The organism is Streptomyces sp. yr375, assembly GCF_900110755.1.
Lineage (GTDB): Bacteria > Actinomycetota > Actinomycetes > Streptomycetales > Streptomycetaceae > Streptomyces.
The window spans coordinates 39,238-53,337 of sequence record NZ_FOFF01000007.1 but is presented as its reverse complement, the minus strand read 5'-3'; the positions used below and the strand labels follow the sequence as shown (position 1 = coordinate 53,337).

The 14,100-nt window shown below is 70.7% G+C and carries 11 protein-coding genes; 6 read left to right on the top strand and 5 right to left on the bottom strand.

The genetic code is table 11. The features are described from left to right. Nucleotides 1-8: 8 nt before the first annotated feature. The 5 genes from BMZ82_RS10040 to BMZ82_RS10020 form a co-directional block, all read right to left on the bottom strand. Nucleotides 9-1,388 carry an outer membrane protein assembly factor BamB family protein gene (locus BMZ82_RS10040; RefSeq protein ID WP_093773972.1) on the bottom strand — a complete coding sequence of 460 codons (1,380 nt, stop codon included), beginning with the start codon at nucleotides 1,386-1,388 and terminating at the stop codon, nucleotides 9-11. A 4-nt stretch (nucleotides 1,389-1,392) separates the two neighbouring features. Next, nucleotides 1,393-3,528 carry a peptidoglycan DD-metalloendopeptidase family protein gene (locus BMZ82_RS10035; protein WP_093773970.1) on the bottom strand — a complete coding sequence of 712 codons (2,136 nt, stop codon included), beginning with the start codon at nucleotides 3,526-3,528 and terminating at the stop codon, nucleotides 1,393-1,395. Nucleotides 3,529-3,534: 6 nt separating this feature from the next. Next, nucleotides 3,535-4,203 (bottom strand): hypothetical protein, encoded by a 669-nt coding sequence (locus BMZ82_RS10030; protein ID WP_093773968.1) that lies wholly within the window; start codon nucleotides 4,201-4,203, stop codon nucleotides 3,535-3,537. 157 nt (nucleotides 4,204-4,360) lie between these two features. Next, nucleotides 4,361-4,723, bottom strand: a complete 363-nt coding sequence (locus BMZ82_RS10025; protein WP_093774275.1) for a DUF4913 domain-containing protein — start codon at nucleotides 4,721-4,723, stop codon at nucleotides 4,361-4,363. Nucleotides 4,724-4,801: 78 nt separating this feature from the next. Beyond that, on the bottom strand, nucleotides 4,802-5,329 hold the full coding sequence (locus BMZ82_RS10020) for a hypothetical protein (RefSeq protein WP_093773966.1): 528 nt from the start codon (nucleotides 5,327-5,329) through the stop codon (nucleotides 4,802-4,804). Nucleotides 5,330-5,671: 342 nt separating this feature from the next. Here BMZ82_RS10020 and BMZ82_RS10015 point away from each other — a divergent pair, with 342 nt between their 5' ends. The 6 genes from BMZ82_RS10015 (at nucleotide 5,672) to BMZ82_RS09990 (ending at nucleotide 14,088) form a co-directional block, all read left to right on the top strand. Next, the gene (locus BMZ82_RS10015) at nucleotides 5,672-7,312 is read left to right on the top strand and encodes a conjugal transfer protein (protein WP_093773964.1); all 1,641 of its coding nucleotides are present in this window, start codon (nucleotides 5,672-5,674) and stop codon (nucleotides 7,310-7,312) included. Between the two features lie 64 nt (nucleotides 7,313-7,376). Further along, nucleotides 7,377-7,640, top strand: a complete 264-nt coding sequence (locus tag BMZ82_RS10010) for a hypothetical protein (RefSeq protein ID WP_093773962.1) — start codon at nucleotides 7,377-7,379, stop codon at nucleotides 7,638-7,640. A 55-nt stretch (nucleotides 7,641-7,695) separates the two neighbouring features. After that, a complete protein-coding gene (locus BMZ82_RS10005) occupies nucleotides 7,696-8,181 on the top strand; it encodes a hypothetical protein (RefSeq protein WP_093773960.1) in 486 nt (161 codons plus the stop codon). A 42-nt stretch (nucleotides 8,182-8,223) separates the two neighbouring features. Continuing rightward, complete coding sequence (locus tag BMZ82_RS10000; RefSeq protein ID WP_093773958.1) at nucleotides 8,224-11,220, top strand: ATP-binding protein; 2,997 nt, start codon at nucleotides 8,224-8,226, stop codon at nucleotides 11,218-11,220. 32 nt (nucleotides 11,221-11,252) lie between these two features. After that, entirely contained in the window at nucleotides 11,253-11,846 is a 594-nt protein-coding gene (locus BMZ82_RS09995) for a hypothetical protein (protein WP_093773956.1), read from the top strand. 52 nt (nucleotides 11,847-11,898) lie between these two features. Then, nucleotides 11,899-14,088, top strand: a complete 2,190-nt coding sequence (locus tag BMZ82_RS09990; RefSeq protein ID WP_093773954.1) for a hypothetical protein — start codon at nucleotides 11,899-11,901, stop codon at nucleotides 14,086-14,088. Nucleotides 14,089-14,100: the final 12 nt, after the last annotated feature.

Here is a 14,100-nt window from a genome sequence, read left to right as displayed (position 1 = left end):
GGGGGCGGTCAGGGCTTCGTCGCCGCGAAGGCGAAGAGGGCGTTGTCGGCGGTGACGAGCGTGTAGCCGTCGGTGGTGAACGCCAGGGGGATGTCCGCGTCCTCGGGAAGCATGCCGAGCAGTTTCCCGGTCCCCGCCGCGAGGGCCGCGTCCTCCTGGTCGAACTCCGCGTACAGGACACCTTCGGGCGTCACGGTATGCGGCCGGATCTCCTTGTCGCCGGTCCGCTGCCGCCACAGCTCGGCGCCGGTCCGGGTGTCCCACGCCACCGCGCCCTCGGCGAAGTTGACGACGGCCGTCCGCCCGTCCGGGGCGACGACCGGGCCGGTGTTCTGCGTGAACTGCTTGAGCGTGGTGTGCGGGCCGACGGCCAGCGTGGCTCCCGTGCGCAGATCGACCGTGGTGAGCACCGCGTCGTCGGAACCGCTCGCCGACCAGACCAGGATCCCCTGATCGCCGTGGAGGGGATAGAGGCTGGCGTCCGCTTCCTCGCCGTCCTCGCTCTGCTTGGCGATGTCGGCGGGCGGGGTGAGGTCGGTCGTGGTCCAGAGGGTCTTGCCCGTGCCCTGGTCGAGCACCGACAGCGGCTCGTTCACTCCGTCGCCCCGGGTCGCGTAGCCCTGCCCGGTGTCGAGGGGTTCGGCATCAGCGGGCAGGACGAGGTTTCGGCCGCCGCCGATCGGGGCGAGGCTGCGGTCGTCGTAGTCCGCGCCGGGCAGCAGCACATGGCCCCGGACGACGGGCAGTGCGGCGTGGTCCTCGCCGGTGTAGGTGGAACTGCCGAGCTTGGCGCCGCTCGGCGCGTACATGGTGTAGACGGTGGCCTTCTTCAGGCCGCTCGCCTCCGTGTTCTCGCAGTCGCGGATCAGGACGGCCGGGGAGCCGTCCTTCCAGGTGCCGACCTGGACCTGTGTGGCGGCCTGCGGAGTGTCGCCGCCGGAGGGGTCGTAGACGCACGTGACCGTGAACGACCTGCGCTCCTCACCGGTGGCCGCGTCGTACAGGTGGGCCAGGAAGCGGGCGGTCCGCGGCCGCGTCTCGCCACTGGCCGCCGGAGCGGAGAGGTCCTCCACCAGGAGGAAGGCGTCGCCGACGGCGCAGTCGCCGGTCCGGGGCTGCTGCTCGGCGGGCAGGGCGGCGGAGCCGGCGCAGCGCCGGTTCGCGTCGCCGCGCCGGAGGACGCTCCACGCGGGCTGCGCGGCGAGGCCGGGGATCGGATCACCGGTGTAGAGCGCCTGTCGGGCCGCGGAGGCCGACGCCTCGGGTGCGGCCTGCCCGGTCGCCTTCGGGCCCGACGGCCCGTCACCGCCTCCGCAGCCGGTGACGAGCCCCAGGGACAGGACGGTCCCGGCGACGACAGGCCTCAGGAGGTATCGCGAGGTCGTCACCGTCTCAGGCACCCTTCGCCTTGCCCGTGCCGTCGCCCTCGACCGAGTTCGTGCCCTGCGGGATCGGGACGCGGTAGACGCCGGTGATCTGGTCCTGGTAGTCCCACTTGCTGAACTCGACCGACTTGCCCGGACGCGGAGCGTGGATGATCTTGTGGCCCTTGGGGTCCCAGACCAGACCCACGTGACCGGAGTGGCCGTTGCCCTCCGGCCGGAAGAAGATGACGTCGCCGGGCTGGGCCTCGGACAACGGCACCTCGTACTTCTTGAGGTAGGGCTCCTGCGTGTACGTCGTCGTACCGATGTCGATCTTCCCGCCGCTGGCCATGTAGTACGCCCACTGCGTGAAGCTGGAGCAGTCGAAGCTGGTGGGGTTCTGGCCCTGCAGCCGCGGCGCGCCGAACACGTACGGGACGCCGATGCCGCGCTGCGCCCAGCCGAGGACCGCGCGGATCACCGGGTCGTCGGAGTCGGGGATGACACCGGAGGCGCCTGCTCCGTCGGGGGCGACGGCCGCGCTGCCGTTCTCCTGCGCGCAGTCGGCGTACTGGGCGTCCTTGCCCTTGCCCTCGCCCTCGTCGGTGGAGCCCGGAACGGTGCCGTAGTCGGGGTTGGCGGTGATCCGGCCCTTCATCCACGCCTGGGGGTCGACCATGCCCGGGCCCGCGTCCTGACCGGCGACGAACGGGTTGTCGACGCCCGGGATCCGCACCTCCCAGTGCAGGTGGGGTCCGGTGACGTTGCCGGTCGCACCGACCGTGCCGATCTGGTCGCCGCGCTTGACGGTCTGGCCGACGGACACCTTGATCGTCGTCTGGTGGGCGTAGAGCGTGATGACGCCGCCCTCGTGCTGGATCTCCGTCTCGTTGCCGTACGAGCCACCGGGGCCCGCGTGGACGACCTTGCCGTCGGCCGGGGCGTAGATCGGGGTGCCGGAGGGCGCCACGAGGTCGAGGCCGGTGTGGTAGCCGAGGCTCCACATGCTGCCGTTCTCGTGGTACTTGGTGCCGAGGGTGTAGGTGCCCTCCTTCAGCGGCCACTGCCAGCCGGTACCGCCCGTGGGCTGCTTGGCGGCGGGGAAGGCGACGGTGGTGACGCCGGTCGGGCCCGTCGGGCCGGTCCGGTCGAGGGTGCTCGTGGTGTACGCGGCCGGCGCCATGGCCGTGGTGGTCTTCCCGCCGTCGCTGCCGTCCAGCGGCGGGGTGGACCACGAGCGGGGCGAGGTCGCGGCGATGCTGAGCGCGGTGCCCGGCTCGGCGTTGTTGCCGACCGGCTCCGGGATGTCCGACTGCTGCCCGAGCGTGGGGAAGTCGGGGTTCTTGTCGACGGTCTCCTTCAGATGCGCGTACCAGCGCTTGATGAGCTCCTGATCGCCCGTGAGCACCCCGTGGTAGCGGGTGGCCTGGGTGATGACGACACGCGGGTAGATCGTGTTGGAGGCCGTGGAGCCGGAGTAGGTCTGCAGCGCCTTGAAGGGAGCGGTCTCGGCCTTCTGGGCGTGCAGGAAGTTGGCGGCCGCCCAGGCCGCGTCGTCGATGTTGTAGAGGTCCTTCTTGCCGTCGCCGTTGCCGTCGGCGCCGTAGTCCTTCCAGGCGGGGGTGCCGAACTGGAGGATGCCCATGTAGCCGAGGGAGTTCTTGCCGCCGGGCGCGGCCGACTTGTCCTGGCCGTACTTGGTCTCCTGGTACATCTGCCCGGCGATGAGCGCCCAGTCGAGGCCGTCGTAGCGGGCGGCGGCGCGCATCGCGGCGAGGATCATCTTCGGCGGTATCTCGTTGCGCGCGGTCTCGCTCGGCATGTACATCTTGCCGGCCGGCACGATCGGGTTGGTGGCCGCGGCGTCACCGGTGTTGCCGGCCTTGGCGTTGTCCGCGTAGTCGCCGCAGGCAGCCGCGACGGCGCCGTTGCCGGTCCCGCCGATCATGCCCATGAGGACCACGATCGCCAGGGACATGCCGCCGAAGGTCAGCAGCCCGCCGCTGCCGCCGAGGATGAGCCAGAGCTTGAGGTTGCTCTTGTCCTTGCCCTTGCCGCCGTCGCCCTGACCGCCTCCTCCGGACGCGGCCTGACGGGCCTTCTTGGCGGTCTTGGCGACCTTCGCTGCCTTCTGCGCGGCCGCGAGCACGGCGGGTGCCACCATGTCGGCTCACTCCCCCGATTCGTCAGAGGCGCCCACGTCGCCGAGACCGAAGATGTCGAAACCGGAGACGACCCAGGTACCGCTCTGCTCCTTGACGGTCACCAGCCACTTGTTGGTCTCCGTGACGGTCTTGTCGCCCGCGGTCCGGGCGGCGGTCACACTCACGACGCTGGAGATCGAACGGCCGCTGTCACGCACCAGGTCGTCCGAGATCATCGCGTCCCGCTCGACGGTCGCCGTGCCCTTCGCCGAGCACCGGTCGGCCTCGCACTGGGCCCAGTCCTTGCCGGTGGGCAGGGCGGTGGCCTGCTCCATCTGCGTTTCCCCGGTGGTCATCGCCAGCAGCGGGGCGCTCCAGGTCGCCGGCTTGCTGGCGTGGTCGTACGTGCTGAGGCCGGCCATGTACTTCGCCATGACCTCGTGCGCCGCGGCCACCTCGGTGAGCGCGACGATGGGGGTGGCGCCGCCGCTCGGCTCCCGCGTGCCGTCGGACCCCGTGTCCTGGTTCGCGGCGTCCTGCCCTCCGGACGTCGCGGCGGGGGTCGCCGAACCGCCGTCGCCGCTCCCGTCGTCCCCGTCGACGAGGGTGAACACCGCGAGCACGGCGACCAGAAGAACACCGAGCACCGCCAGGGCCAACAGCCCCGAGCGCTTGCCTTCCGCAGGCAGATCCACGTTTCCCGCGCCTCCCTTGTGCTGAGCCGGTACGGCGGGTGACCGGGACACGGTAGGTGGCGGCGAGCGAGGGGGGCTGCGAGGATTCCCGGCGAGGAAAGCGGGCGCCGGGCCCGGGAAAACACAGGAAAGCCGTCCCCGCCCTCGGCCGCCCGGATCACTCCGGGCGCGGATCCACCGGCAGCGGGTCGAACGGGTACGCCGTGTGCCCGTCCTTGGGCGAACAGGCCGCGAACGGGCCCGAGTCGGCGTCCATCAGCACCCGCAGATGCGGGTCCGCGTGATGCAGCCACCACGTCGACATGCCGAGCGCCGGGTCCTGCCGCAGATGCTCCCAGGCCAGCCAGAGCGCGGACAGCCGGGCCCCCGCTTCGGGATGCTCCCACCACCTCGGACACCAGGTGGCCGAGGAGCCGTTGACGCGGCGCCGGATCACCTGGGCGAGATAGTCGGAGACGAAGACGAAGACGTCCGCGAAGTAGAACTCCGGCTGCTCGGCGGCCTCTTCGGTGCCAGACATCAGTGCCCCCATCAGTCGGTCCGCGGCGATTCCGCAGGCCTGCCGCCGCGATTCGGCCGGCCTGCGGTGATCACACGATCAGGTCAGGAAGATACCGAGCAGCAGCAGTGCGACGACCACCGCGCCCATCACGATCCGCGCCGTCGGATCCTCGCGTTCCCACAGGTCGTGGACGACGGCCCAGCCGGTCATCCGCGCGGCCCGGCCGCCCTGGAGACGCGCGCCCACACTCTGCGGTTCCTCGCCGTCGTCCTCGCCGTCGTCCGGCGACGACTGGTCGTCGTCGATCCCGACCGGCAGCCCCTGCTGCTCCTGGGCCACCAGGACCATCTGCTCGAGGAGTTCGGGCATCGTGTTCGGCGTGAGGGGATAGGCGAAGGTGCCGTACGGCGTCTCCACGCACAGGCGGGCCTGCCACGGGTTGCCGGGCTCGTAGCCGTCGACCCAGGCGCGGTCGCTCTGGAAGACCTGCGGGGCCTGCGGAACCTGGACGGCCGGTTGCGGAACCTGGACGGCCGGTATCGCCTGGCCGCCCGCCGTCGCCTGCTGGGGCACGCCCAGGACGCGGGGGTCGGGCTGCTGCGGGTGCCCGCTGTGGTCGCTCAACTCTCGTCCTTCGCCGGGTCCGTCGGATCCAAGGGTGGTGCCGAATGCGTCGGTACTACGTCGGTACGTCGGGCAGGCCACCTGCCCCGCGCATTGTGGGCCGAGGGCGGCCGGTGCGACGACCCCACCTTCCCGACATGTCCCTGCCAGTTTTCCCGACGCCTTTCCCGAGGGACGCCGGTCAGGAATTCACCGTCTCCCGGCGAGGAAAGCGACACCGGTCCCGTCACAGGTCTTTGTCACACTGCCGGGGCACCTGGCTGGGGCCAGGGCCCGTCGTGCGGTGCGGTCGTGACACGCCCAGGCGGACAGGGGAATCGACTCGCTGGAGTAACCGACTCGATGACAGACCACAACAGCCCTGCTGGCGCGGTCGGCGGAGGCGAGCCTTCCGGGCAGCCCGGGCCCTTCGGTCCTCCCCAGCAGCCGCAGCAGCCCCAACAGCAGGCGTGGCAGGGCCAGCAGCCGCAGCCCCAGCAACTCCCCACCGACGCGGCCCGCGCGCAGGTCGCCGCCGCCTGGGTGCGCAACACGCCCCGGGCCGGCCAGGCCGCCGTACCGTCGCTGCCGCCGCGTGAGACGCGCCCCCAGGGCGAGTCGAAGAAGGAGAAGCGCGAGCGGGAGCGGGCGGCGCGCAAGACGGCGTACGAGCAGAAGAAGGCGGAGAAGGAGCAGCGCAAGCGGGGCGGTACGGCGACGGCCGCCGCGCCAACGGCCGTATCCGCTGCATCTGTCTCACCTGCCTCACCTGTCTCACCCGTCTCTCCGGCCGTGGCGGCCCCGCCCGTGTCCCAGCACGGCCACCCGGCCCCCGCCGCGAGCGCCCAGGCCGCCTCCAAGCCCGTCACCTCGGCCGCCCCCGCCCGCGACTTCGTCGTCCCCAAGCCCGGTGGCCGTATCCCCACCGGTGGACGCCGCACGCATGTCGCGCTCCGCGCCACCCTGCTGATCACCACCTGCGTGTTCGCGCTGGGCTCCTGCGGCGTGATGGGGCTGGTGATCGGCAAGTCGTCCGGTCCCAAGACCGCCGGGCTGGACTCCGCCGACGTGGACAAGTACCGCCTCACCGACTTCCCGACGCAGCAGGCGGCGACCTTCGCCGAGCAGTACGCCCTGTTGTGCATGACGTTCTCCCCGGAGACCGCGTCCACGCGCCGGGTGAACCTCGCCCGCTACGCCTCCGCCGGCGTCGACGCGGAGTGCGGCTGGAGCGGTGAGGGAACCTCCACCGCCGTCTCCGCCACCTGGGACGGGACCGCCGAGACGCTCGCCGAGTACGGCGACCACGGCCGCTACATCGGCGTCCAGGTCCGTACCGACGACGGCACGCTCACCACGCTCACCGTCCCGGTGTACGTGAAGAACCTCTCGACGGGCGAGGGCATGCGCGTCGCGGGCGATGTCGGCCAGATGCCGCTGCCCGCGCGTGCGGACGTACCGGAGATCGACCAGGACAGCGAGGTCCACGACGACGCCCTCGGCCAGCAGCTCCAACAGCAGGTGCTGCCGGGCTACTTCGAGGCATGGGGCGCTTCCGACGCCACCGCGATGACCCGCTTCACCACGCCCGACGCCTCGCAGGCGGCCACTTCCGGCCTGTCCGGCAGGCTGACCACACCGACGATCAACGACGTCGCCGCGCTCGTCCCGAAGAGCGTGCAGAAGACCGACCCGTACGCGTACCCGGCCGGGCAGGCCGTCGAGGTGCGTGTGGTCGTCGACTGGGGCGACCCGAAGGGCGAGACGGTGCGCCGCGCCTACCGGATGACGGTGGTGAACACGGCCCAGGGCTGGTTCATCAAGGACATCCGCGGCGGTGTGCTCGACTCGCAGGGCGGCCGGGCCGACAACGACGGGGGCACGGGCGCCGGTACGGGCACCGCCTCCCCCTCGGCGAGTCCCTCCACCTCCGCTTCCGCGTCCGTCCCCAAGACCCCCAAGACCCCCGAGTCGCCGAAGGGCAAGCCGGCCGGCAAGTCCTGACCGGATCCCGCGCCGCCCTCACCCCACCGCTTGTCACCTGCTTCACCACCCGAGAGGAAACACCGTGTACCTGGCCGCCACCACCATGGAGGACATGTTCGGAGAGATCGAGACGATCCTCCGCAACGCCGGCACGATGGTCGCCGTCATCGCCCTGCTCATCCTCGGCATCCGCATGCTCCTGTCGATGAAGCGCGGCGACGGCATGCGCGAGGCATTCCAGGGCTTCGGCATGATCGCGCTCGCCGCCCTGATCATCGGCGGCGCCACCGGCCTCGCCGGTCTGCTCATCGACCTCGGCGGCCAGATCGGCGGCGGCAAGGGCTGACGTCCACCATCGGATGGACCGTCAGTAGCCGTCCCTACCAGGGGAGTTCGCAGTCATGAGCCAGGAGGCGCCACCGCAGCCGCTGGTCGCGTACGACCACACCGATCTGGTCAACCGCCCCAAGCGGATCTGGAACTGGGGCAACATCCCGCTGCCGGGCCTGCTGCTGCCCGCGCTGGGCGCGGCCTTCGGCTTCGGACTGGTCTGGCTCATCGCGCTGTTCACGATGTCGGCGTTCCTGCCCTTCCTCGGCATGTCGATGTGGACGTCGGTGCTGTACTTCGGGCCGCCGTTCGCCGTCTACTTCGTCTGGGGACGGCCGCTGCCCTCGGCGCTCACGCTGAGCCAGCAGCTCGTGGTGTGGACCGACTGGTGGTTCCAGCCCAAGCGGCTGCAAGGCCTGGCCGCCGACCAGGAACCCGAGGAACTGCACTGGCAGGTCATCCTCTTCACCCCGGGTTCGCCGCGCTGGCAGGCCCGCTACGAAGCCGCGCGCCGGGCCGCCGCCGAACGCGGCAGCGCCTTCTCGACCTACCGCTGACCCACCGACAACCGACTTCGATTGCTGCAGGGTGACTCCTCCATGTTCATGCTGATCCTTCTGGGCGGGGCGGCCGCCTTCTTCGTGGTCGCCATGATCCTGGCCGCCACGTCGAGCAAGAAGAACGGTCAGGGCGGCCAGGGCGGCTCGAGGCGGTCGTCCTCCTCCCGCTCCCGGTCGTCCGGCTCGTCGGCCGCCGCCCGCCGCGAGGACCTCCGTCTGCCCTACCGCTACGCCGACGACATGATCTTCGTGCACGGCGACTCGGTGTGGACGGGCATGGTCCTGCCCAACGCCATCGACGAGTACCTGAACGCCGGCGAGCTCCAGGCGATGGCCGAGGGCCCGGCGCGCGGGCTGCTCAACCTGGCCCGCGGCGACCGCAACGTCGAGTGCCACTACCGCAAGGTGTACCAGCCGATCACGGCGATGACCTGGGCGGAGGAGCTGAACGCGGTCGCCTGGGAGCCCACCGAGAACTACAAGGCGTACAACCTGCGCAAGGCCGAGTACCAGGAGCGCATCGGCGCCAAGCGGGAGCGCAACATCCTGCTGGTGAAGCTGGGTTCGCTGAAGCGGACGAACGGCGGCAGCGGTGTCGTCGCCCAGGACGACGAGCCGTACGACGAGCCCGGGCTGCTCCAGGGCGTGCGCGGCGCCGCCGACTCGGCCGCCGCCACCGCGACCGGCGTCACGGACGAGTACCTCTCGCCGCACGTCCTCGCCGAGTGGACGCAGGTCGCCGTCGAGGTCCACGAGAGCCTGGAGGGCCTCAAGGGCACCCCGCTCAGCCGCGAGGAACTCGTCTGGCTGATCCGCAAGCCGCTGCACGGCGACCTGCCGGTGCCGCCCGAGCCGGTGCTCGGCTCGCGCGCCTGGGGGCCGAACCAGTTCGACCTGGTCGTCGACTTCTCCGGCGAGAACCGCAAGACGCACATCGTGCTGAACCAGTACGACGAGGTGACGGGCGAGCAGCAGACCAGCTACACCACGACCCTGGTGGCCGCCAACTGGCCCGCGGAGACCCGCTTCCGCCAGTCGACGGCCTGGGCGCGGTACGCCGCGCAGCACGTCGAGTTCCCCGTCGAGATCGACATGCGGTTCACGCTCATCCCGTACCTGAAGTTCAAGGACCGCGCCGACAAGATCCGCGGCAACCTGGTCGACGAGATGAACGACATGGCCAACTCCGGCCGCAGCCCCGACACCAAGCTCGCCACCCAGGTCACCCGCGCGCAGGAACTCGTCGACGACATCGACGAGCACAAGATGCCGGGCATGGAGGCGCAGATCCGCTTCACGATCTCGGCGCACGACGTGAAGGAACTGGAGCGCCGGCGCCGGGTGTTGGAGATGCAGTTCAAGCAGGACCTGAAGGTCACGCTGCTGCGCCCGACCCGCCAGCAGTGGCGGCTGCTCCAGTCCCAACTGCCGGGTGATGCCCCCAAGTTGCCGATCGCGCCGTATCTCCGCCTCCAGGAGGTCGAGCAGCTCGGTGCCGGACTGCCCACCGCCGGAACCGAGTTGGGCGACAACCCCGAGCAGCGGTCCGGCAAGCGGCTGGGCTGGGTCGGCAACCTGGTCGGCTGGGCGGGCAAGATGCCGGTCCACTACTCGCTGCACGTCGGCCCCGCCCGCAACGACGGCGGTGGCCTGGCCATCGTCGGCGCGTCGGGCGGCGGCAAGTCCTCGCTGGCCCTCCAGAAGTTCTACGAGGAGTCGGAGTCCGGCGTCCGCTGCCTGGTCATCGACCCGAAGACCGACTTCGCCCAGCTCTGCTACTACCTGGCCTTCGGCGCCCAGGTGAACGACCCGGCCTTCGCGAGCGACGCGGAGACGGGCCTCCTCGGCACCCCGCAGAGCCGGTTCCAGCCGGTGAACCCGGACTTCTGGGCGGAGACGGAGGTCGTCGACCTCCTCAAGGGCCAGGCAGGCGTCCTGGACCCGTGGGTCATCGCCCGCGACGTCCCGGCGGGCCGCCTGCTCGCCGAGTCGATGCTCCGAGGCTTCCTCGGCGACGACGACTACCAGCGCGTACGCCTTCCCGTCATCGAGGGCATGGCCACGGTCATCGGCCGCTACAACTCCGCGATCCGCCAGGCGGTGGAGCAGGGCCACACCGCCCGCGACGCCGAACTCGCCGTCCCCCGCCCGACGTTGTGGCAGGTCGTCGACGAGGTCGTGGCGGCGTACGACCAGGCGATGGCCAGCGGCGACCGCGAGGCGATCAAGGACCTGAAGCTGGCGCAGATGCTCCTCACCGAGCTGCGCACGCTGCCCTACGCCAGGCTCTCCTTCGCCGAGCACCCGCAGACCCTCTCCAGCATGCGCAAGCGCCGTACGGTCATCACCCTGCGCGGCTTCCAGTCGCCGGCGGCCTCCGACCCGCGCAACTGGAACCCGGCCGAACGCCTCGCCGCGACCGCCCTGATGGCGGTCGTGGAACTGGGCAGCCAGATGCTCGACGTCGGCTACGAGAAGAACCCGGTGACCGGCGAGATCGGCCTGCGGCCGAAGGCGCTCTTCGTCGACGAGGCGTACGTCGTCACGGCGACCGAGTCCGGCCGCGACCTGATGCGCCGCGCGCTGAAGCAGGGCCGCTCCTACCTCGCGGTCACCGTCCTGATCACCCAGCAGGCCATCGACCTGGTCCAGATCGAGGACTCCGAGGCCCGCAGCGGCGGCGCCAACCAGATCCACACGGTCTTCGCCTTCAAGCAGAAGTCGGCGCAGGAGGCGTCCCTGGTGGCCCCCCTCCTGGGCCGCCCGGAGAACGACCCGAAGGTCATCGCCGCCCTCCAGGAACTCCGCACGGGCGTCTGCCTCCAGCGCGACGCCGACAAGCGCGTCGGCACGGTCGCCGTCGACCTGGTCTTCAAGGAGATCCTCGCCGCCACCGACACCAACGGCACCACCCGCCCGGCCCGCCAGGGCGTCAACCCCCCACTGAGCGTGTGGGACTGGACGTTCTTGCAGGAGGCGACGGAGGACCCGGCGGCCCAGGAAGCCGAACGCGCCCGTGCGGCCCAGACCGTGTGACGCCACCCCCCACCAGCACTGAGGACGGACACATGCGAATCAAGCGAGCGCTCGCGATCGGCGCCACCCTCGTCGCGTTGACGGGGGCGGCGGGGTGCGGAGGCGACGACGGCGACGGCAAGAGCGCCGGAGGCGGCGACAAGAGCTCCGCCTCGGCCGACAGCACCGGGCAGACCACGGGCAGCGGCCTGCCCAAGGCGTCGGACATGGCCTCCATCGCGTACTACCTGAACAAGTACACCCCGTGCCTGGACCTGGCGACGGGCAGCGACTACGACGCCAACCACGATGCCGACAACAGCGCCTGGGGTGCGGACGAGGCGGCGGACCCATCCTGGGGCATCAAGGAACGCGGCGTCTGCAGGGACGAGTCCCGCCACCCCATCGCGTTGCTCTCCGTCCAGGACATGGAGAAGTTCCAGACCGCCGTCAAGAAGGACGGTTCCGAGTTCCTGGTCGGCCAGGACTTCGCGGTCGTCCCGGTGGGCGACACAGCCCGCCAGGCCCTGCAGAAGTCCGGCCTCAAATTCCTCACCTGCGACGCGGACTTCTCCGTGCCGAGCGGCTTCACGAAGGAGCCGGCGGCAGTGGACGGCTGCGTGCTGAGCGACTACTTCCCTGGCTGACCCGAGCCCCGACCTTCCCCCATCCCGCCCCGCGTCCCCCGAAGGACTACAGATGCCCTCGCGCACAGCGCTGCGCCAAGCCCTCACCAGGGCAGGCACAGCCGTCCGCGCCCTCCTCTTCGTGGCGCTGACCCTGACGGCCCTCACGCTGGCCATGCCGACCCCGGCGTACGCGGGCTTCTCCTGCGACTTCACCGGCGACGACAGCTACCAGATGGACACGCCGGGCAACAACGGCGAGTCCATGTTCGCCGCGGTGATCCAGTGGGACAAGGACACCAAGCAGGCGACGACGCTCCTGGACGACTCCGGGACGACGACCGGCGCGGTGAACATGCCGAAGAGCGCCGACAAGTACACGATGTACGAACTCGACGGCATGCGCGGCATGAACTGGTCCCAGACCTTCAAAGGCCGCGGCGACGCCTCCGAGGACAACGGCAACCTGGGCAGCGGCGCCGACGACTGCTCGGTGATGTCCTACGTCAACAACGGCATCGCCGACTCCATCTTCAACGGCACCAAGATCCTGACCCGGGCCGCGATCTCCATCAAGGAGTCCGCCTCCAACCCCAGCCCCCTCGCCGGCCTCTACGAGGGCCGCGACAGCGTCGTGACGACGCTGAAGGAGAACGTGCTGCGTCCGGCCGTACCGGTCATGATCGTGCTGGTCGGCCTGTGGGTGTTCACCAAGTGGCGCAAGGGCGACATGCGCGAGGTGTGGGCGGGCATCTCGTGGTCGGCCCTGACGATCGTCGCCGTCACGGCGTTCCTGACGGGCGGCAACTACGACAAGTTCGTGAGCACCGCCGACTCCTACATAGCCCGGGCCAACTCGGCCCTGACGGAGACCGTCCTCGCCGGTGTGTCCGGGGAGACGCAGTCACCGTGCGACCTGGACAAGGGCGAGTACAACCGCGGTCTGCGCATCTCCAGTTGCGCCATGTACGACACGCTCGTCTTCCGGCCCTGGGCGCTGGGACAGTTCGGGGACCCGGGCAAGAACTGCATCTTCAAGAAGCCGGACAAGGGCGGCGGCGAGGTCAGGAACGGCGTCTGCATCCCCGCCGACAAGAACAAGACGTGCGACTGGGGCAAGGGGGCCCGCTGCGAGGACCTGCGGGTGATCCAGCTCGTGGCCCAGTCCAGGACCAACAAGGACGGACCCGACCTCAACAAGTTCGAGGACAAGTGGGTCCCCATCCGCCAGGACATCGCGGGCGGCAAGGACAAGGGTGACGACGACGACGTCAAGGACATGAACATCTATCCGGTCGCCTTCGACGACTGGGCGGGCAAGAACGCCGGCAACCGGGTGGGGCTCGCCTTCTACTCCATCATCGCCGCGCTCATCGTCGGTCTGATGGTCATCGTCCTCAGCGCCCTGACCCTGCTGTGGCACGCGGTCACCCTGATCCTGGTCATCCTGCTGCCGCTGGTGGCCACGATCGGCATCCACCCCTCCCAGCAGAAGATGCTGAAGAGCTGGCTGGAGACGTTCATCCACAGCTTCGTACTGCGCGCCGGCTTCGGTGTGATCCTGACCGTGCTGCTGGTGCTCTACCAGATGATCCTGCCGGCCAAGGTCGCCCTCGGCACCCAGTTGCTCATGCTGCTCCTGGTCACCATCGCCATCGTGATGATGCTGAAGAAGCTCCTCGGCGGGAACTTCACGCCGCAGGTCGCGGGCGGCGAGGACGTGCTCGGCATCCGGGACGCCGCCGGCAAGGTGACCGCGGCGGCACCGGGTCTCGCCGCCTCCACGGCCAAGACCTCGGGCCGCGTCGCGAGCAGCGGCGCCAAGGGCGTCGCCTGGACGGCGGACAGGGTCATCGCCGGCGGCAAGGGGCGCGAGAAGATGCAGCAGTGGGGCTGGGTCGGTCAGTCCAAGCGCGAGCAGCGCAAGTCCCAGCACCGGGCGGCGGACGCGACGCGCAAGAAGTACGAGCAGAGCCGCGAGGAGCTCGAGGCACGGCCGGCACCGGAGCCGCAGGCGCCCGCCGTCCCGAAGCGCGGCGGCCGGGTCAGCGGCGGCACCGGCCAGACGCCCCCGCAGCCGGCACCCCCGTCCGAGCCCCGCCCGGCCCCGACCCCGGCACCAGCCCCGACTCCGGCCTCCGTCCCCAGGCAGCCGCAGCCGCAGGCCCAGCCACCGGCCCCCCGTCCCGCACCGCCGCAGCCGCAGCCGCCCGCGGCCCCGCAGCCGCCCCGGGACCCACGCGGCCCCAGCGGCCGCGTCTAACACCAACCACCC

Coding starts and splice junctions, on each gene's coding strand:
- BMZ82_RS10025 (WP_093774275.1), bottom strand. CDS start 4,723: ATGTCTGGCACCGAAGAGGCCGCCGAGCAGCCGGAGTTCTACTTCGCG.
- BMZ82_RS10015 (WP_093773964.1), top strand. CDS start 5,672: ATGACAGACCACAACAGCCCTGCTGGCGCGGTCGGCGGAGGCGAGCCT.
- BMZ82_RS10005 (WP_093773960.1), top strand. CDS start 7,696: ATGAGCCAGGAGGCGCCACCGCAGCCGCTGGTCGCGTACGACCACACC.
- BMZ82_RS10035 (WP_093773970.1), bottom strand. CDS start 3,528: ATGGTGGCACCCGCCGTGCTCGCGGCCGCGCAGAAGGCAGCGAAGGTC.
- BMZ82_RS10000 (WP_093773958.1), top strand. CDS start 8,224: ATGTTCATGCTGATCCTTCTGGGCGGGGCGGCCGCCTTCTTCGTGGTC.
- BMZ82_RS09990 (WP_093773954.1), top strand. CDS start 11,899: ATGCCCTCGCGCACAGCGCTGCGCCAAGCCCTCACCAGGGCAGGCACA.
- BMZ82_RS09995 (WP_093773956.1), top strand. CDS start 11,253: ATGCGAATCAAGCGAGCGCTCGCGATCGGCGCCACCCTCGTCGCGTTG.